This is a genomic window from Anaerostipes sp. AF04-45, from assembly GCF_003461725.1.
Lineage (GTDB): Bacteria > Bacillota > Clostridia > Lachnospirales > Lachnospiraceae > Anaerostipes > Anaerostipes caccae.
The window spans coordinates 41,220-57,786 of the sequence record NZ_QTXQ01000014.1; the positions used below are offsets into that span (position 1 = coordinate 41,220).

22 protein-coding genes are annotated in these 16,567 nt (G+C 42.1%); 17 read left to right on the top strand and 5 right to left on the bottom strand.

All coding sequences use genetic code 11. The features are described 5' to 3' along the window. The first annotated feature begins 96 nt into the window (after window positions 1-96). Window positions 97-750 carry a DUF3793 family protein gene (locus tag DWV34_RS15545; protein WP_009291061.1) on the top strand — a complete coding sequence of 218 codons (654 nt, stop codon included), beginning with the start codon at window positions 97-99 and terminating at the stop codon, window positions 748-750. On the opposite strand, the gene DWV34_RS15550 is transcribed toward DWV34_RS15545, so the two are convergent. Continuing rightward, on the bottom strand, window positions 747-3,146 hold the full coding sequence (locus tag DWV34_RS15550; RefSeq protein ID WP_009291062.1) for an endonuclease MutS2: 2,400 nt from the start codon (window positions 3,144-3,146) through the stop codon (window positions 747-749). The two genes, DWV34_RS15545 and DWV34_RS15550, sit on opposite strands and share 4 nt — an antisense overlap. Before the next feature lie 198 nt (window positions 3,147-3,344). On the opposite strand from DWV34_RS15550, the gene DWV34_RS15555 reads away from it, so the two are divergent. Then, entirely contained in the window at window positions 3,345-4,286 is a 942-nt protein-coding gene (locus DWV34_RS15555; RefSeq protein ID WP_009291063.1) for a 3'-5' exoribonuclease YhaM family protein, read from the top strand. Between the two features lie 34 nt (window positions 4,287-4,320). Further along, window positions 4,321-5,694, top strand: coding sequence for a 23S rRNA (uracil(1939)-C(5))-methyltransferase RlmD (rlmD, locus tag DWV34_RS15560; protein ID WP_118476613.1), 1,374 nt, complete (start codon window positions 4,321-4,323; stop codon window positions 5,692-5,694). 78 nt (window positions 5,695-5,772) lie between these two features. On the opposite strand, the gene DWV34_RS15565 is transcribed toward rlmD, so the two are convergent. From DWV34_RS15565 to DWV34_RS15580, 4 genes are all read right to left on the bottom strand, one after another. Next, window positions 5,773-6,978 (bottom strand): tyrosine-type recombinase/integrase, encoded by a 1,206-nt coding sequence (locus DWV34_RS15565; RefSeq protein ID WP_118476614.1) that lies wholly within the window; start codon window positions 6,976-6,978, stop codon window positions 5,773-5,775. A 159-nt stretch (window positions 6,979-7,137) separates the two neighbouring features. Next, on the bottom strand, window positions 7,138-7,869 hold the full coding sequence (locus DWV34_RS15570) for an SHOCT domain-containing protein (RefSeq protein ID WP_118476615.1): 732 nt from the start codon (window positions 7,867-7,869) through the stop codon (window positions 7,138-7,140). 62 nt (window positions 7,870-7,931) lie between these two features. Then, window positions 7,932-8,354, bottom strand: a complete 423-nt coding sequence (locus tag DWV34_RS15575) for an ImmA/IrrE family metallo-endopeptidase (protein ID WP_118476616.1) — start codon at window positions 8,352-8,354, stop codon at window positions 7,932-7,934. A 16-nt stretch (window positions 8,355-8,370) separates the two neighbouring features. Next, the gene (locus DWV34_RS15580; RefSeq protein ID WP_118476617.1) at window positions 8,371-8,817 is read right to left on the bottom strand and encodes a helix-turn-helix domain-containing protein; all 447 of its coding nucleotides are present in this window, start codon (window positions 8,815-8,817) and stop codon (window positions 8,371-8,373) included. A gap of 156 nt (window positions 8,818-8,973) precedes the next feature. On the opposite strand from DWV34_RS15580, the gene DWV34_RS15585 reads away from it, so the two are divergent. The 14 genes from DWV34_RS15585 to DWV34_RS17770 form a co-directional block, all read left to right on the top strand. Beyond that, complete coding sequence (locus DWV34_RS15585; protein ID WP_118476618.1) at window positions 8,974-9,216, top strand: helix-turn-helix transcriptional regulator; 243 nt, start codon at window positions 8,974-8,976, stop codon at window positions 9,214-9,216. Then, entirely contained in the window at window positions 9,213-9,911 is a 699-nt protein-coding gene (locus DWV34_RS15590; protein ID WP_118476619.1) for an ORF6C domain-containing protein, read from the top strand. Before DWV34_RS15585 ends, DWV34_RS15590 begins: the two co-directional genes overlap by 4 nt. A gap of 23 nt (window positions 9,912-9,934) precedes the next feature. Beyond that, entirely contained in the window at window positions 9,935-10,183 is a 249-nt protein-coding gene (locus DWV34_RS17245) for a hypothetical protein (RefSeq protein ID WP_158565698.1), read from the top strand. A 175-nt stretch (window positions 10,184-10,358) separates the two neighbouring features. Continuing rightward, window positions 10,359-10,568, top strand: a complete 210-nt coding sequence (locus DWV34_RS15595) for a helix-turn-helix domain-containing protein (protein WP_118476620.1) — start codon at window positions 10,359-10,361, stop codon at window positions 10,566-10,568. A gap of 134 nt (window positions 10,569-10,702) precedes the next feature. Then, the gene (locus tag DWV34_RS17250) at window positions 10,703-10,861 is read left to right on the top strand and encodes a hypothetical protein (RefSeq protein ID WP_158565699.1); all 159 of its coding nucleotides are present in this window, start codon (window positions 10,703-10,705) and stop codon (window positions 10,859-10,861) included. 5 nt (window positions 10,862-10,866) lie between these two features. Continuing rightward, the gene (locus tag DWV34_RS17255; protein WP_158565700.1) at window positions 10,867-11,040 is read left to right on the top strand and encodes a hypothetical protein; all 174 of its coding nucleotides are present in this window, start codon (window positions 10,867-10,869) and stop codon (window positions 11,038-11,040) included. A gap of 46 nt (window positions 11,041-11,086) precedes the next feature. Next, window positions 11,087-12,517 carry a hypothetical protein gene (locus DWV34_RS15600; protein WP_118476621.1) on the top strand — a complete coding sequence of 477 codons (1,431 nt, stop codon included), beginning with the start codon at window positions 11,087-11,089 and terminating at the stop codon, window positions 12,515-12,517. 10 nt (window positions 12,518-12,527) lie between these two features. Beyond that, window positions 12,528-13,163 (top strand): recombinase RecT, encoded by a 636-nt coding sequence (locus DWV34_RS15605; RefSeq protein ID WP_118476622.1) that lies wholly within the window; start codon window positions 12,528-12,530, stop codon window positions 13,161-13,163. Further along, window positions 13,160-13,957: a PD-(D/E)XK nuclease-like domain-containing protein gene (locus DWV34_RS15610; protein ID WP_118476623.1), complete on the top strand. Its 798-nt coding sequence runs from the start codon at window positions 13,160-13,162 to the stop codon at window positions 13,955-13,957. The genes DWV34_RS15605 and DWV34_RS15610 overlap by 4 nt, the downstream gene beginning before the upstream one ends. Window positions 13,958-14,246: 289 nt before the next feature. Continuing rightward, window positions 14,247-14,627: a RusA family crossover junction endodeoxyribonuclease gene (locus tag DWV34_RS15620; protein WP_118476625.1), complete on the top strand. Its 381-nt coding sequence runs from the start codon at window positions 14,247-14,249 to the stop codon at window positions 14,625-14,627. Window positions 14,628-14,632: 5 nt separating this feature from the next. Further along, the gene (locus DWV34_RS17765) at window positions 14,633-15,382 is read left to right on the top strand and encodes a DUF6291 domain-containing protein (RefSeq protein ID WP_243000901.1); all 750 of its coding nucleotides are present in this window, start codon (window positions 14,633-14,635) and stop codon (window positions 15,380-15,382) included. Next, entirely contained in the window at window positions 15,369-15,773 is a 405-nt protein-coding gene (locus DWV34_RS15630) for a hypothetical protein (protein ID WP_118476626.1), read from the top strand. Before DWV34_RS17765 ends, DWV34_RS15630 begins: the two co-directional genes overlap by 14 nt. Beyond that, window positions 15,774-16,214: a transposase gene (locus DWV34_RS15635; RefSeq protein WP_009290838.1), complete on the top strand. Its 441-nt coding sequence runs from the start codon at window positions 15,774-15,776 to the stop codon at window positions 16,212-16,214. It abuts the gene before it with no gap. 111 nt (window positions 16,215-16,325) lie between these two features. Further along, window positions 16,326-16,567, top strand: a 242-nt coding sequence (locus DWV34_RS17770) for a DUF3310 domain-containing protein (protein WP_243000903.1), incomplete at its 3' end; no start/stop codon positions are given.

The window sequence follows — 16,567 nt, forward strand, 5'->3', positions numbered from 1 at the left end:
AATAGAGAGATTCTCTATAAATAAAATTTTACATAGAAAGGTTCTGAAGCGGTCATCCTAAAGTATAGAAATATAACCGATGGAAGGAGCAGCCGGATGAACTGCCGATCAGAATGGAACCAGATAAATTATAAAAACAATGTGCAGATGAGGATTGCAGCGCACTGTGCACAGGTGCTTGCGGGAGTAAAGCCTTCAAATTCGGTTACTCTGGGCAGAGAAGACACAACGGTTTTTATTCAGGCGTTAACAGGCACTGGTATACAAAGAAGACTCATATATGACGGAGTAAAAAGGTGTGTCTGGCTGCTTTACAGGGAAAATGAACTTGAACATTATCTGATGATAAGAGAACATCAGGAGTTTATGAAAAGCTGCGGATATAATTCCGTTCGGCTGAGTGATACTTTCTCAGTTCTGTGTAAAAATTTCCGGCAGTATAAGAATGGAGAAAGGGGTTTTCCCCATGAACTTGGGTTGATTCTTGGATACCCTCTGTGCGATGTGGAAGGATTCATCCGGCATCAGGGACGCGGCTGTCTGTTTTCAGGCTACTGGAAGGTTTATGGAAATGCAGAAGATACCAGGAAATTATTTGAAGTATACGATCTTGTAAAGTATCAGATCATGAAGCAGGTACAGAACAATAAGACTCTGGCACAGATCACTGCATCCTACCCAAATTACGGTATTCTCAAAAGCAGCAGGAACATCTGCTGTCCCTGCTGCTTTAATGTGACAGGCAATTAAAGAATCACCACGGTCACACCCATATCTCCTTCGCCGAACTCCCCGTCCCGGTAGCCGGAAATCCGTTTTTGTTTTTTTAAAGTCTTCAAATAATTGTGTACGCCTTTTCTCAAAGCACCGGTTCCTTTGCCGTGAATCACAGTGATCTGTCCTAGGTTTGCCAGACACGCATCATCAATGAACTTATCCAGATGGGAGACGGCTTCATCCACGGTCATACCAAGGACGTTGATTTCGGGACGGATACTGGAAGACTTATTGATGGCAGTCCGTCCGCTGTTTCTGGCCTCATTTCTTGCATTTTCCCGTTTTACCTGCTTCACACTCTTGGTGATCTCCAGGTCTTTGACATTGATCTTGGAACGCATCATGCCCATTTGTACATACAGGTCTCCCTTAGAGTTGGGAAGTGTCTGGACCGTGCCGCTTAGGGAAAGACTGGTCACATAAACCTCATCTCCAATCTGAAAATCTCCCGGTTCATGTTTTTTGGACGCCCTGTTTTTAGAACGGTATGCCATATCCTTTTCCAGGCCGGACATCTTGCCGCGCAGATCGCTTCGCATATGTTCCATTTTTCTGTTGGCATCTTTGCCGGACTGCTTCTTTAACTTGTTATATTCCTTGATCGTCTCATCGGCGGTTTCCTTTGCCTCAGAAATAATCCGGTAGGCTTCCTCACGGGCCTCGCGGAGAAGTTTTTCCCGTTTTTCTTTTATATTTTCCTGACGTTCTTTCAGACTCTTTCTCAAGGTTTCGATTTCTTTCCGGTATTCAAAGATTTCTTCCTGTTCCTGCTCGATCGTCTGCTTGCTCTTTTCCAGATCAGCCAGTATGGTCTCAAAATCTTTGACTGATTCGTCAATCTGATCCGATGCATGCTCAATAATATGGTTATCGAGTCCCAGTTTCCGTGAAATCGCAAATGCATTACTTTTTCCGGGAATGCCGATCATCAGCCGGTAGGTCGGGGATAATGTCTCCACATCGAATTCACAGGAAGCATTTTCGACTCCGTTCGTTGAGAGCGCAAACATTTTCAACTCGCTGTAATGAGTCGTCGCCATCGTTTTTACACCACGGTCATGGAGGTCTGTCAAAATTGAAATAGCCAGAGCCGCGCCTTCCACCGGATCGGTTCCGCCGCACAGCTCATCCAGCAGCACCAGAGAGTCCCGGTGTGCATTCTGAATGATGGAGACAATATTCGTCATGTGGGAGGAGAAGGTACTCAGGTTCTGTTCAATACTCTGTTCATCTCCGATATCCGCAAAAACCTCTTCATAAATTCCCAGACTGGAACCCTGGAATGCAGGAATGTGAAGTCCTGCCTGCCCCATCAGTGTAAATAAGCCTACGGTTTTTAAGGAAACGGTCTTACCTCCTGTGTTGGGCCCGGTAATGACCAGCATGGAAAACGCATCGCCGAGAGAGACGTTGATCGGAACTACTTTTTTAGGGTCCAGAAGCGGGTGGCGTCCCTGCTTGATATTAATCACACCGTCTTCTCTAAAAATCGGTTTGCTGCCGTTATAGTCTTTTGCATATTTTGCCTTCGCAAAAATAAAATCCAGCTGTACCAAAAGCTTTTGGTTCTGTGCCAGACTGTCCATGTCGTAGGAAGCCTGCTCACTTAAAAGGGCTAAAATGCGCTCGATCTCTGTCTGCTCCTGCCCCTCCAGTTCTTTTAACTGGTTGTTCAGAGTCACCACCGCCATCGGTTCGATAAACAGAGTAGAACCGCTGGAAGACTGGTCATGGATCATACCTTTAAACTGTCCGCGGTACTCCTGTTTGACCGGAATACAATAGCGTCCGTTTCTCATGGTCACAAGGGCATCCTGGAGCATGTCTTTGTTGGAAGAAGAACTGACCATAGCCGTGAGCTGGCTGTGGATCTTCTGATTGGTCAGTTTCATATTTCTCCGGATGTCTTTTAAGGCGGAGGAAGCATCGTCACTGATCTCTTCCGGTGAAATAATACAGTGTCTGATATCCTTTAACAGACCGTCCATTGGCACCAGGGACTCAAATACAGAATCCAGAGAATCAGCATCCGCCATATCATCCCGCTGCGCCCCATAGGCCAGTGCGTTTTTTACGGCCTCCAAAAGACCCGCAATCTCCAGAAGTTCTCCGGCACTTAAAGTCCCTTTCATTTTCAGGCGTTTCAGAGAAGCTCCCAGATCCTGGACTCCAAAAAATGAAATACTTCCCTGTTTATAAAGTCTGGTCAGGGCATCCTGTGTCTGTTCCTGAGCCAGGGAAATTTCCGGTTCATCTGTCATCGGCTCTAATTTTTCACAGGCGGCTTTCCCAAGCTCTGTGGTGGCATAGGCTTTCAGCCTTTCGATGACTTTGTCATATTCTAATGTATTTAAAACTTTTTGATTCATATTATTTCCCTCAGTTTATTCAAAAACCATTAATTATAGAAGGTTTTCCTTTTTAGATTTAGAAAAAGTGTAGCATAAAATATAGGGCATGTAAACGAGGCAGACGGCAATTTTCCAGTGGATTTTCGGGAAAGTTTATGTAATAATAGGAAAGTAAAAGAGGTTCGGGCTTTAAGTCGGCCCTAGAAAGGTTAAATTATGAGATATATAAGTGAGCTGCATGAAGGAGATATGGTTTCGGAGGTGTTTTTGTGCAAGACAAAGACATCCGGCACATCAAAATTTGGGAAGACCTATTATTCTCTTTCACTCCAGGATAAAACCGGAATGATCGACGGAAAGGTATGGGAACTGAACAATGCCATCGGACATTTCGAGGCCATGGATTATATCATGGTGAAAGGGAAGGTCACAAACTTCCAGGGAAATAATCAGCTGAATATTGAAATGATCCGGAAGGCAGACGAAGGAGAATACCAGATTTCCGATTACATGCCATCCACAAAAAAAGATATCGATGAAATGTATGATGAGCTTTTGGCAATGATTCAGAGAGTTCAGAATCCGTACCTGAAAGAACTTGCCATGAAGGTTTTCGTTGAAGATAAAGAGTTTGCAAAGAAGTTTAAAATACATTCTGCTGCAAAAAGTGTACATCACGGATACATCGGCGGCCTGCTGGAGCACTCTGTCAGTGTGGCTAAGTTATGCGAACAGTATGCAGTTCTGTATCCGCAGTTAAACAGAGACCTGCTGGTCACAACAGCCCTGTTCCATGATATCGGAAAGGCAGAGGAGCTGTCCGCATTTCCTGAAAATGATTATACAGACGAAGGCCAGTTAGTGGGGCATATTGTCATGGGAACGATCAAGCTATCAAAACTCATGGATGAGATCCAGGGATTCCCTGCAAAGCTTGCCAACGAAGTGAAACACTGTATTCTGTCCCATCACGGGGAACTGGAATTCGGTTCACCGAAAAAGCCAGCACTGGCAGAAGCTCTTGCACTGAGCCAGGCCGATAATCTGGACGCCAAAATGGAGACATTTGCAGAGGTCATCGAGAAGAAGCAGGAAGGCCAGGAATGGTCCGGTTTCCAGCGTTTATTTGATACAAAGATCAGAGAATCATCCATTTAATTATTGTTAATGGATGATGAAATAAGAGGTGCCTATGGAATTTAAAAAGAATCAATTAGTGGAAGTGGAAATTGATGATATGGGCAATGAAGGAGAGGGCATCGGCCATGCAGACGGCTATGCCCTCTTTTTAAAAGATGCCGTAGTGGGCGATAAAGTCCTTGCCCGCATCATCAAGACAAAGAAAAATTATGGATTTGCAAGAGTAGAAAAACTGCTCGTACCTTCTCCTGACCGGGTGGAGCCGAAATGCCCGAACGCACGTCCATGCGGCGGATGTACTCTCCAGCACTTGTCTTATGAAAAGCAGTTGGAGTACAAATTTAATAAGGTAAAAAACTGTCTGGAACGGATCGGCGGGATCGAAAATGCAGGTTCTTTGATGGAGCCGATTTATGGTATGGACGAGCCGTATTATTACCGGAACAAGGCTCAGTTTCCTGTGGGACGGAATAAAGATGGAAAACTAATCACCGGGTTTTATGCGGGACGGACACATTCTATTATTGACTGTACCCACTGTTCGATTCAGCATCCGGTCAATGAGGAGATTTTGTCTAAAGTTCTTGATTATATGGAGAGGAACCATGTGGAGCCTTATGATGAAAAAAACCATAGAGGATTGGTGCGCCATATCATGACCCGGGTTGGATTTGTTACCGGGGAAATCATGGTATGTCTTGTGGTGAACGGCAGGAAGAAGGATCTTTTGAATCTTTCTGAACTGGTTGATTCTCTAAAAGAGATTGAGGGGATGACCAGCATTTGTGTCAACAGCAATTGGGAGAAGACGAACCGGATTATGGGAAATAAGGTAGAGGAGGTTTATGGGCCTGCTTATATTTATGACTATATTGGGAATGTGAAGTATCAGATCGGGCCACTGTCATTTTTTCAGGTAAATCCAAGGCAGACGAAAGTTCTTTATGAGAAGGCTTTGCAGTATGCAGGGCTTTGCGGAAATGAAACTGTGTGGGATCTTTACTGCGGGATTGGGACCATTTCTCTGTTTTTGGCACAGAAAGCAAAGCAGGTCTATGGGGTTGAGATCGTGAAGGAAGCCATTGAAGATGCCAGGCTGAATGCTGAGATGAACCATATGGATAATGTTCAGTTCTTTGTGGGGAAGGCGGAAGAAGTACTGCCACGGGAGTATGAGAAGAATGGGGTTTATGCAGATGTGATCGTTGTTGACCCGCCCCGGAAAGGGTGCGATAGGGCATTGCTTGATACTATGGTGAAGATGGGGCCGGAGAGAATTGTGTATGTGAGCTGCGATCCTGGGACTTTGGCACGGGATTTGAAAGTGCTGGGGGGAGAAGGATATAGCGTGGAGAAAGTGGCGGTAGTGGATCAGTTTGGGCATACGGGGCACGTAGAAACAGTTTGTCTTTTGTCACGTAAATAAGCGGTCTTTTGAATGTTTGTGGTAGTAAGTTATGCCGACTGCCTACCTCTTGCCTACCTATAATAAAATGGTAGGCAATTACTTCATAGTCTGCTCAAAAATTTCTACGGCATTGTCTTGCAGTTTGTCCGTATTGAAAACGTAACGGTCTAGTGTGGTTTTAATGTCACGATGGCCAAGACGTTCCATAACCGTCCGGGGCCATGCGCCATTTTCGGCAAGAGTGGTCCCGTGGGTGTGGCGGAGACAATGGTGGTGGAACAATGGATTGTTTAAGGAATAATGGACTACCCTGGCACAGTATTTGAATGTATCAGTAGTGGTCAGCTCTCCATTTTCTTTGACAGCAACAGGCCATATTTCTTTATATGGAACAACGATGTCAGCTCTTGCCTGCGTTATAGTCCCATCATCCGCTAAATAAGTTTTCATGTAATATGATCCATAATGGGCTATATTCCTTTTTCGGGTTTCAATTTCTGCCTGAAATGCATCTATTAGATCCTTTCCGACTTTGATTGTCCGGAAGGAGTCATATTTAGGATTGCATAGAACCCAGCTTTTATTTTGCTTTTGCATTTGATGATTTATAGATAAAGTTCTATTGTCTATGTCGACGTCTTCCAGCAGATCGATACCATAGCTTTCTCCTAAACGGAGTCCAGCATAAAATCCGGTCATCAAAGGTAGAAAAAAGTGGGTATTTGCAAAGCGATTAATGATGATATTCCATTCATCTAATGGAAGGACATAATCAGTTTTTGCCTTTGCATCTTTGTCAACTGGTACGTTTGGAACTATGACATTATCGCATGGATTAATACGGATATACTTGCAAGGGTATACCGCATATCTCAGCGCACCAGAAAGGCAGGCAAAAGTGTTGAAAATCATGCTTTTTGAAAGACCTTTCTTTACTTTTAAATCATCCACCCATAGCTGGATAACATCTGGTTCGAGGGACATAAGACGATATTTCCCCAATCCGGGCTTAATGTGTATTCGTATTTTACTTCCATAATCCCTTTGAGTATTATAAGAAAGGTGCTTTTTAACGTAGTTCTCAAACCAGTAATCTAAATAGTCTGAGACGGATAATTCAGACGGCGTAAACACCCTCCCGCAGTTATCATACTCGGCCTTGGCCTGCGTACCTGCGGCCAGCGCTTCTGCCTTGGTTGCAAAGCCGCTTTTTGATATAGGCTGCCTTTTTCCGTTTATTCTTGCACCTTCAAAACTATACTCCCATTTCTTTCCTCTTTTGCGTGTTCTTAATTCACCCATATTATATCACCCTTCCTAAAAATGAGTATAAAAATAACACCTTGCCAGGCGCCTAAAAGAAATGATATAATCTAAGTGCTTATATTAGATGTTCGTTTCTGGGCGACCAGCAATGTATATCTTAGTTTCCGTCCGGTTGCCACCGGGCGGTTTTTTTGATTACTTTAATAATTGCTCTTTTTTCTTTTCAAATTCTTCCTGAGTCAATACTCCTAAATCAACCAATTCTTTTAGAGATTTTAAAGCAGAAGCAATATTTTGAATATCCTCTGCATTATCAGTAGTCTGAAAATTGTTATTAAACTGAAAACATTTGATCTGTGCATCAATATCAGAATTACAATTTATAACGATACTTGCAAATTCTCCAGTTTCTATATTTTTTAGCTTGATCACAGACCTAGACATAACCTCAACTTGTTGCTGGGTAGTGTCTACAGTGCCATCTTCTTCATATTTTTTCTTACCTTTTCCACCTGCTCCAATAGCAGCGCCAACAGCGGTTCCTACACCTGGCATTAACATAGTTCCAATTACTGCACCTGCTGTCATTTTCCCTGACTTCCCTTTTTTCTTTTCTTTTCCTTTTTTGCTAGAAACGGTCGTTGTTTTTGTCTCATACATTGGCCCGTCCCAAATATAATCAATTAATGCAAATCTATCATAATAATTTTTATTAAAATACACAGAACCATCTTTGCGCTGATACATAATTGCATAGGTACCTGCGTTCACTGAGTTTTGACCGGATTTAATATTTAAACTCATTTTCACGTAGTCTTTTTGATCTTCCTTAAATTTGGATATTTCAGCTTTCTTTTTTTCCAATTCAATTTTTTCTTCTTCGGTCATGTTCCCGCTGATCTCTTTCAAAAAATCTCCGAATCCCATGATATCATCCTCCTTTACATAAAAAGTTTAAAGTTACATCCCTCTATAAGTGTATTAATAGTTTATTTAATCTTGAGTTTTATTAATTCCTCGCTATACCCTAACATTTTTGCAATTTGTCCGATTGTATACTCCTGATATTCCGTTATAAATTCATCGGGTATTAGAAGCTCCATTGCGAATAGATTTGCTTGGATTTCTAGTTTATCCACAGACAATAGAGTTTTAGAAGCTAAAAATACACTATTGACGTCAGGATGAAGCTGAGAATGTCCAAGTTCATGGGAACAGGTATAAATTGTTTCAGATTCATTTAAGTTGTAATTGATGTGTATCTGTTTTTGTCGCAACACTTTATTGTAATATCCTTTTAATCCACCTAAATCTTCAAAAATTACTTGAATATCAAGATTGTCAGCAAGTTCAAATGGATTGTTTGTGTGATATTTATTTTTAAGCCTAGAGACTCTTTGTTTGATATTCATGTATATTTTCCTCCTTTTATTTATCTTTATTATTACGATATTTTTTAGGAGTAAACTTTTCCTTTGCGTTGATTTTAGCAACTCTTAGGCTGTTTTCTAAAGACGCTTTCAATAATTCTTTTGTAGTTTCATCTAAAGCTTCTCCATTAAACATAAGAGCTTGTTGATTATTTTCCAAGTCCTCTAGCATCGTATCTAACCGTTTTGCTATATCTTTTTCATCCTTATTCGTAAAAGTATTTTTCTCAATACGGGAATGTTCCAAGTCGGAATTTGCCAAATCATTCATATTTACATTGAAGAGCACTGCCAGTTCTTTCAATTTGTTCAGCGGTGGTTCCGATGTCCCCATTTCCCATTTTTGTATGGTTGTATAAGACTTATAACCAAGTTTTTCGGCTACATCATCTTGTGAATATCCCATTTTTTTTCTTAAATAACGAATATTCTTTGCAAGTGCCATATATTCACCTTCTTTCTATATACGTACTATAACATTTACATGAAGAAAATTCAAGTGTATTTTAAGAAAGCAAGAAAGAAGTTGAAAAAAATTCAAGTACGCTATTGACACATGAAAATAATTCATGTATAGTTAATGTAAAGAAAGGAGGTAAAAATGGAGCAACAAAAATACTCTTTAAAGGAATTGAGAGCAAGAAAAAACTGGACGCAAAAAAGAGTTGCCAGAGAACTTGGAGTTTCAGAACAAACATATAATGCCTGGGAAAAGGATATTTCTAACGTTGCTGTAAGTAAAGTAAATGCAGTGGCAATATTATTTGGTGTTACTCTTGACCAAATTTTTTTTGCTCAAGGACATGAAAATAATTCATGTAGAAGCAAGAAAGGAGAACAATGAACGAATTACAAATCTTTGAAAATGAAGAGTTTGGAGAAATCCGAACAGTAACTATTAACAACGAACCTTGGTTTGTGGGAAAAGATGTAGCAAAAGCACTAGGATTCACAAATTCTCGTGACGCTATAGCAACGCATGTATTTGAGGAAGACAAGGGGGTAGAGCCAATCGACACCCCTGGTGGAAAGCAAAACATGACAGTGGTTAATGAATCCGGCTTATATGCGTTGGTGTTTGGAAGTCGTTTAGATTCAGCAAAGAAATTTAAGCATTGGGTGACTTCTGAAGTTCTCCCGTCTCTACGCAAAACGAGTTCCTATGAAATGAAGAATTATTCACCGGAGATGAAAGCGATCTTAATGCATGATGAAAAAATCGTAAAGATTGATGGAAGAGTGACGGACCTTGAAAATAACATGGTGATTGACTACGGACAGCAACAGACTTTGAAAAATGAGGTAAATAAAGTTGTAGTCAATGCCTTAGGTGGAAAAGAATCGAACGCTTATAAGGAAGTGAGTAAAAAGGTATTTTCTGAGATCAATCATGAGATTCAAGAAAGATTCGCTGTAAATAGTAGAAACAATATTCCTAAAAAAAGGTTTGATGAGGCGATTGCTTTTGTTAGATCGTGGCAACCAAGCAAAGGAACAAAATGGATGATTGATGGCTGCAATGCGCAGATGTCTTTGTAAATAAAAGGTAGGTGGTATAAAAGATGAATAAAGGAATAACAGGGCGTAGTAAAAAAACAGAAAAAGAAATACTCCGCCAACAGCTGGAACTATTAGCGGAGCAATCAAAAAGTGCATGTGAAGACGAAATATCTAAAAATACACATGCCATGGTTGAAATCTACAAAGAATTAAAAATTAGAAGTTTTCTTTTGTTGGCGTTTTTCTTTGTAGTGATTGTTAATTTCATCATACACATCATCATACTTATCAAGAAGTTGAGAAGGGGTTAATCCAGAAAGATCTTGATTTTGTAAATAAAGCATGGTGAGTGCTGAACGTTTTCCAGGCGGAAAAGAATCAGACATATATTTTCTCTCCTTTCTATGTACTTGGTGCTGCAACACCTGTACTTAAATTATAAGGAGAAAAGGAAATATTTACAATAGAAGAAAGAAGGTGAGCGAAATGGTAAAGGCCTATGAGCCACTTTATACCGTTCCCGAAGTAGCAAAGGTGTTAAAGACGAATAGAGAACGGGTTTACAAATTAATCAATACCGGGGAACTCCCTTATATCCTTCTTGGAAGTAAGAAAATAAGAGGAATGGATCTTGAGAGGTATATAAATGGTATCCCGCAGGCTGATCCAGAAAAGGAGAGTTGCGATGCAGGGTAAAGCTGAAAAGAGAATGTCACAAGGCTTACTGCTTCTAGGATGCTTTTTATCCTTAAGAGGATACGGTGGCTTGGCTGTGAGTTGCTGGGTAGCAGGGGTAGCATGGAAACGAAAATTGTAAGGAGGAGTGAAATTTGAACGAAGAAGAAATTAAGAAAATTGAAAAGGCATGTGAAAAAGCTGTTGAGTATTTAAAAGATAACAAAATGCCATATGTATCTTTGATTATAAAAGAGGATGGAATAAAAGTAGTACAGGATCAGGCTTTTATCCCAACTAAAGAAAGAAGGTGATGTAAATGGCAGATAAAAAAGATGCACAGGTAATGCTTGCGGCACTCCGTGAGGAGATCCCGATTCCTTACATACAGGAGAAATACGTCATAAGGGGGATCATGAAAGGATTGGAGCGTTTAGAAAAGAAAAATGCCCTGCGGGGTGGCAGCCCTGGCAAGGCAAGAACAAATAAATGAAATACATTTACAGTGTTATTGTAGCACAGATCGGAGGATTTGAACATTGAAAATTACAAAAATCAAGATCAAAAACCTTTTTGGAATAAAGGAATATGAGGCTGCCGGTAAGTCCCTGGAACTTTCCGGAAGAAACGGGGTAGGGAAAACCTCTGTGATTGATTCTATCCGCTACGCTCTTACGAATAAGAGTGAGCGGGAATATATTGTCAGGAACGGAGAGACAGAGGGAGAGATCCTGATTGAAACAGATACAGGACTGAGAATCAACCGGAAAGCAAGGACTCAGCAGGCAGATTATAAGAGCATTAAAAAGAACGGGGCAGAGGTTCAGTCTCCTGAGACATTCCTTAGAGACATTTTCACGCCATTGCAGCTGGAACCGGTAGAGTTTATGCAGATGGACCGGAAACAGCAAAATGCCATGGTCCTTGACATGATCGAGTTTGACTGGGACCTGAAATGGATTAAGGAGAAGTTTGGCGAGATCCCACCGGATGTGAATTATGAGCAAAACATCTTGTCCGTATTAAACGACATTCAATCAAAAAACGGCTATTACTATAAAAGGCGGGAGGATATAAACCGGGAGAAGCGTCACAAAGATGCTTTTGTGCAGGAGATTGCAGACGAGATCCCGGCAGGATACCAAGCGGAGAAGTGGGAGAATGAGAACCTTGGTGATCTTTATCAGAGGATTGAGCAGATCCGCAAGGATAATGAAACGATAGAAAAAGCAAAACGTCTGATTGATAACCGGAATAATAAGGTCCGCAAGTTTGAAGCAGATAAGGAGATCGCCATTTCTGCTCTGGATGTTGAGTTTTCTAACAAAAAGGCCCGGATTGAAAAAGACATCTTGAAGTTAGAGGAACAGATCAGGGCGTATCGCCTGGAATTAACAAACATGGACGAGAAGAAGCAGGATAAAGTTTCTGCTATCGAAAGCGAATACAAGGCCAATATTGCCAAGTATGACGCAGAAGTTGAAGAATACCATGTATATGCAGACAAAGACCCTGAGGACGTTACAGAGCTTGTGGAAGAGGCCCAGTACATAGAAGAGATGAAGGGCCATATTAATGAGTATCGCCGCATGGAAAATTTACAAGATGAAGTGGAAGACCTGATAAAGGAATCCTGTGAACTTACCAGAAAGATTGAACTTGCCAGGGAACTTCCGGGAACGATTCTTGAATCTGCACAGATTCCGATTCAAGGGCTGACAGTAAAAGATGGAGTTCCATTGATCCACGGCCTTCCGATCAGCAACCTAAGCGATGGTGAAAAGTTGGATCTTTGCATCGACATAGCCATACAAAAACCAAATGCATTACAAATTATCTTGATTGACGGTGTGGAAAAAATGTCTACGGATCTGAGGAAACGGCTGTATCAGAAATGCAAAGACAAGGGACTGCAGTTTATTGCTACAAGGACCACGGACGATGAAGATTTAACCGTGATCGAATTATAGGAGGAAAATTATGAACGAAATCATACAGAGTGAAGAGAAACACGAGCTTAGTCCATTTACGGACGCTGACAGCTTTAAAAAGATCTTTGACATTGGAAAGATGTTTGCAAGTTCACAGCTGGTTCCGCAGACGTACCAGGGAAAGCCAATGGACTGCACGATCGCCGTGGACATGGCAAACCGTATGGGGGTGTCTCCCATGATGGTGATGCAGAACTTATACGTTGTAAAAGGCAAGCCCACATGGAGTGGGCAAGCATGTATGAGCATGATCCGTGGGAGCAAAGAGTTTAAAAATGTGCGTCCGGTCTATACAGGAGAAAGAAACACAGATTCCTGGGGGTGCTACATCCAAGCAGAGTACAGGGAAACCGGGGAGATTGTACGAGGTACAGAGGTTACAATCTCCATGGCAAAACAGGAAGGATGGTACAGCAAAAAGGATAGGAACGGGAATGAGTTATCAAAGTGGCAGAGCATCCCAGAACAGATGCTTGCGTATCGTGCAGCGGCTTTCTTTGCAAGAGTGTATATCCCAAATAGTTTAATGGGGGTATATGTAGAAGGTGAGCCGGAAGACATTGAACCTAAGCCGGTTGTTGAGGCGCAAGATCCTTTTGAGGCAGAAGTGGGGGAAGAACAATGAAACTGACAGCGGAGAATTATTTTAGCGAAGAAGCAAACCGGGAATATCTGAGCGTTTCACAATACAAAGATTTTACCGGGACCTTAGGAAAAGTTGCCTGCGAGGCTGAGGCTCTTGCGAAACTCAATGGCGAATGGGAAATGGAAAAGACAACGGCTCTTATGGTTGGGTCTTATGTGGATGCACACTTTGAAGGGAGCCTGGATCTGTTCCAGGCTCAGAACCCGGAGATCTTTACAAAGAAAGGGGAACTCCGGTCTGAATATAGAAAAGCGGAAGAGATCATAAACCGGATTGAACGTGATCCGTACTTTATGAAATTTATGAGCGGAGAAAAGCAAGTAATCATGACCGCTGATCTGTTCGGGGCAAAGTGGAAGATCAAGATTGATAGCCTGATCCCTGATACCTGCATTGTAGACTTGAAATGTATGAAATCCCTGCGTGAAGTAAAGTATGTGAAAGATTATGGATACATGGATTTTATTCAGTATTGGGGCTATGACATCCAGGGGGCGGTATATCAGGAAGTTGTGTATCAGAACACAGGAAAGAGGCTACCGTTTTATATTGCGGCTGTATCGAAGGAAAAAGAACCGGATCTTGAGATCATCCAGATCGACGATGGACATTTGAAAGAGAAGCTCTGTGAGGTAGAGCAGAACACTCCGAATATCATGCGTCTGAAAAATGAAGAGTTTCCTCCGATACGCTGCGGGCTATGTGATTATTGCAAACATACAAAAGTATTGGAAAGACCGATACATTACAGCGAACTGATAGGAGAAGTATAATGGATAGTATTTTAGTGGATGATATGGAACATTGTATATTCTGCGGGTCGAATAAGGTACATAGGCATCATATATTTTTTGATTCCGATCGTCCGTTAGCAGATCGGTATAAACTGATTGTTCCGCTTTGTTTAGAACACCATACAGAGGGGAAGAACAGTCCACACAAAAATAGAATTGTTGACGTATCATTGAAAAGTTGGGCACAGTGGGCATATGAAAGCCAAATAGGTACAAGAGAACAATTCCGCAGAGAGTTTAGAAAATCATATTTGCAGTGAGGTGGACAATGGAGTATAAGTTTGTGATTCTGGGCCGCCTGGATGGTTTGAACGATTACACGGCAGCAAACCGGACGAATCCGTATAAAGGTGGCAAGATGAAGAGACAGAATGAAGAAACCGTGATCTGGGCGATACGGCAGCAACTGAGAGGGTTACATATAAAAAATCCGGTAAAGATCCGTTTCCGCTGGTACGAGAAAAACAGGAGGAGGGACCATGATAATGTCTCTTCTTTCGGTCGAAAAGTGATCCAGGATGCCCTGGTGAAGTGCAATGTCCTTGAGGATGATGGTTGGAATTATGTCACTGGGTTCACGGATGAATTTTTCCACGACAAGGAAAATCCGAGGATTGAGGTAACATTAATTGAAACAGAGACGGGGTGAAGTGATTGCAGAAGAACAGCTTCCTGATCTATCACGAGTATCGGGAACATTTAAAGTTGCTAACAGATGAGCAAAGAGGGCAACTGCTTATGGCTCTGATCGACTACTCCGAAGCGGGAGAGTTCCCGAAACTGGATGGAATAACTCAGATGGCTTTCTCCTTCATCCGGTCACAGATGGACCGGGACAATGAAAAATATGAAAGTCGGGTTGCTGCAAACCGGGAGAATGGGAAAAAGGGAGGCAGACCGAAGAAACCGAAAGGTAATGGAGAAAACCCAAAAAACCCATCGGTTTTTCATAAAACCGAAAGTAACCCAAAAAACCCGATAAAGAGTAATGATAAAGATAATGTTAAAGAAAAAGATATAAATACATTGTGCAAGGCTGACACCAACGCACTGTTTGAACGCCTGTGGAAAGCATACCCGAATAAACGGGGAAAAGGCCAGGTATCCGATGCAAAGAAGCGAAAGATCGCCGAGATTGGTGAGGAGGAAATGCAACGGGCTATGGCGAGGTACATCGAGGATTTAAAACAGGACGATTGGCGAAAACCGCAGAATGGATCAACATTCTTTAATTCCGGGTATGTAGATTACCTGGATACGAACTACGAAAAGCCAAAGGCGGTTGTTAAGAAGCCGACAAATAACCAGTTCCACAACTTTGAGGAACGTGACTATGACTATGACGAGCTGGAAAAACATCTCTTTGAACAGCAGATAGGGAGGCTAAAGCATGGAGCAAATTAGCTTTTTTATGGACATCGGAGCAAAGGAACCGCCGATGAGAAGGAAAGACAAAAAGCGGCCCATTCCGGAAGACCTGCCGGACAGCGCAAAGAAGTATTTTGCGGAGAGGACGGCGAAAGAGTGCCGCAGAGCAGGTCTAAGCACCGGAGACAAGAGAAGCATGGAGAACAAGATCTATGCCTGGCTAAAGGAGCAGGACCGGGATCTTACAGCGCACCAGATTGCTGTGGGCATGTGTCTGGCAGGGATACATTATAGCGAACACCGGCAGTCCGTAGCTCCCAGGCTAAAGGGGCTGGAAGAGCGGGGACTAATCGAGAAGACAGGGAAAAAGGTCTTTGACAAGGAAACCGGGGCTAGTGCCGGGACGTACAGAATCGTGGAGGTATAAATGGGGAGAACGGGGAAATACACGGAAGAATTTAAGAAGAAGGTAGCAAAAGACAGAGTAGAAAACAGCCTCTCTGTAAAAGAGACAGCAAAGAAATACGGAATATCGAATGGTACTGTATGCATCTGGACAGATATGTTCTACGATCCGTCGGAATATAGTTCTTACCTGGCTCTTAAATGCCCAAAAGAGGTAAAAGAGCAAGTTGTAACGGAGTATTTAGCCGGAAAAGGGAAAAGACAGATTGCCAGGGAGTACGGAATTTGTAAGGATACCGTGGAAAAATGGGTGGCTCAATACTGGAAAAGAGAAGAGAAACGAAGGTTAAGAGAAAAGCCAGAAAAGGGAGTATTCCGTCGCCCAGAGAAAATCGTAAATGGCAGGAGACTAAAAACGGTATATCCCACATCGGGCAGCGCATACGTCACCTGGGACAAATAGGTAACAAATAGGTATTTACCCGTGTTGGGTCTATATATATCACATTCGTAACACGAAAACATTTAGGCATCCTGTTTTACAGCCCGCTCCGGCGGGCAGGAAGGAGGGAATATGAAAATACAAGATAAATGGTGCGGAACATGCTATTTTTACGATGCTATAGAGAAAACATGCCGAAATTGTGAAAGTGTAATAAGCGGGGCTATTACAGAGAATCATAAATGCAAATATTGGGAGGGGAACGAGGCGGATCCGGTAAACCATCCAGGTCATTACACAAGCGGGGAAATTGAATGTATAGATGCACTAAAGGCAAGCATGTCGCACGCCGAATTTTGCGGCTTCCTAAAGGG

Excerpts from the sequence above, each read along its gene's own strand:
- DWV34_RS15550 (WP_009291062.1), bottom strand. The coding sequence starts at position 3,146 with ATGAATCAAAAAGTTTTAAATACATTAGAATATGACAAAGTCATCGAA.
- DWV34_RS15555 (WP_009291063.1), top strand. The coding sequence starts at position 3,345 with ATGAGATATATAAGTGAGCTGCATGAAGGAGATATGGTTTCGGAGGTG.
- DWV34_RS15575 (WP_118476616.1), bottom strand. The coding sequence starts at position 8,354 with ATGAATATCAAACAAAGAGTCTCTAGGCTTAAAAATAAATATCACACA.
- DWV34_RS17255 (WP_158565700.1), top strand. The coding sequence starts at position 10,867 with ATGGCAGATAAAAAAGATGCACAGGTAATGCTTGCGGCACTCCGTGAG.
- DWV34_RS15570 (WP_118476615.1), bottom strand. The coding sequence starts at position 7,869 with ATGGGATTCGGAGATTTTTTGAAAGAGATCAGCGGGAACATGACCGAA.
- DWV34_RS15630 (WP_118476626.1), top strand. The coding sequence starts at position 15,369 with ATGGAGCAAATTAGCTTTTTTATGGACATCGGAGCAAAGGAACCGCCG.
- rlmD (WP_118476613.1), top strand. The coding sequence starts at position 4,321 with ATGGAATTTAAAAAGAATCAATTAGTGGAAGTGGAAATTGATGATATG.
- DWV34_RS15590 (WP_118476619.1), top strand. The coding sequence starts at position 9,213 with ATGAACGAATTACAAATCTTTGAAAATGAAGAGTTTGGAGAAATCCGA.
- DWV34_RS15605 (WP_118476622.1), top strand. The coding sequence starts at position 12,528 with ATGAACGAAATCATACAGAGTGAAGAGAAACACGAGCTTAGTCCATTT.
- DWV34_RS15620 (WP_118476625.1), top strand. The coding sequence starts at position 14,247 with ATGGAGTATAAGTTTGTGATTCTGGGCCGCCTGGATGGTTTGAACGAT.
- DWV34_RS17245 (WP_158565698.1), top strand. The coding sequence starts at position 9,935 with ATGAATAAAGGAATAACAGGGCGTAGTAAAAAAACAGAAAAAGAAATA.
- DWV34_RS15595 (WP_118476620.1), top strand. The coding sequence starts at position 10,359 with ATGGTAAAGGCCTATGAGCCACTTTATACCGTTCCCGAAGTAGCAAAG.
- DWV34_RS15610 (WP_118476623.1), top strand. The coding sequence starts at position 13,160 with ATGAAACTGACAGCGGAGAATTATTTTAGCGAAGAAGCAAACCGGGAA.
- DWV34_RS15635 (WP_009290838.1), top strand. The coding sequence starts at position 15,774 with ATGGGGAGAACGGGGAAATACACGGAAGAATTTAAGAAGAAGGTAGCA.
- DWV34_RS15585 (WP_118476618.1), top strand. The coding sequence starts at position 8,974 with ATGGAGCAACAAAAATACTCTTTAAAGGAATTGAGAGCAAGAAAAAAC.
- DWV34_RS15580 (WP_118476617.1), bottom strand. The coding sequence starts at position 8,817 with ATGGCACTTGCAAAGAATATTCGTTATTTAAGAAAAAAAATGGGATAT.
- DWV34_RS15565 (WP_118476614.1), bottom strand. The coding sequence starts at position 6,978 with ATGGGTGAATTAAGAACACGCAAAAGAGGAAAGAAATGGGAGTATAGT.
- DWV34_RS15545 (WP_009291061.1), top strand. The coding sequence starts at position 97 with ATGAACTGCCGATCAGAATGGAACCAGATAAATTATAAAAACAATGTG.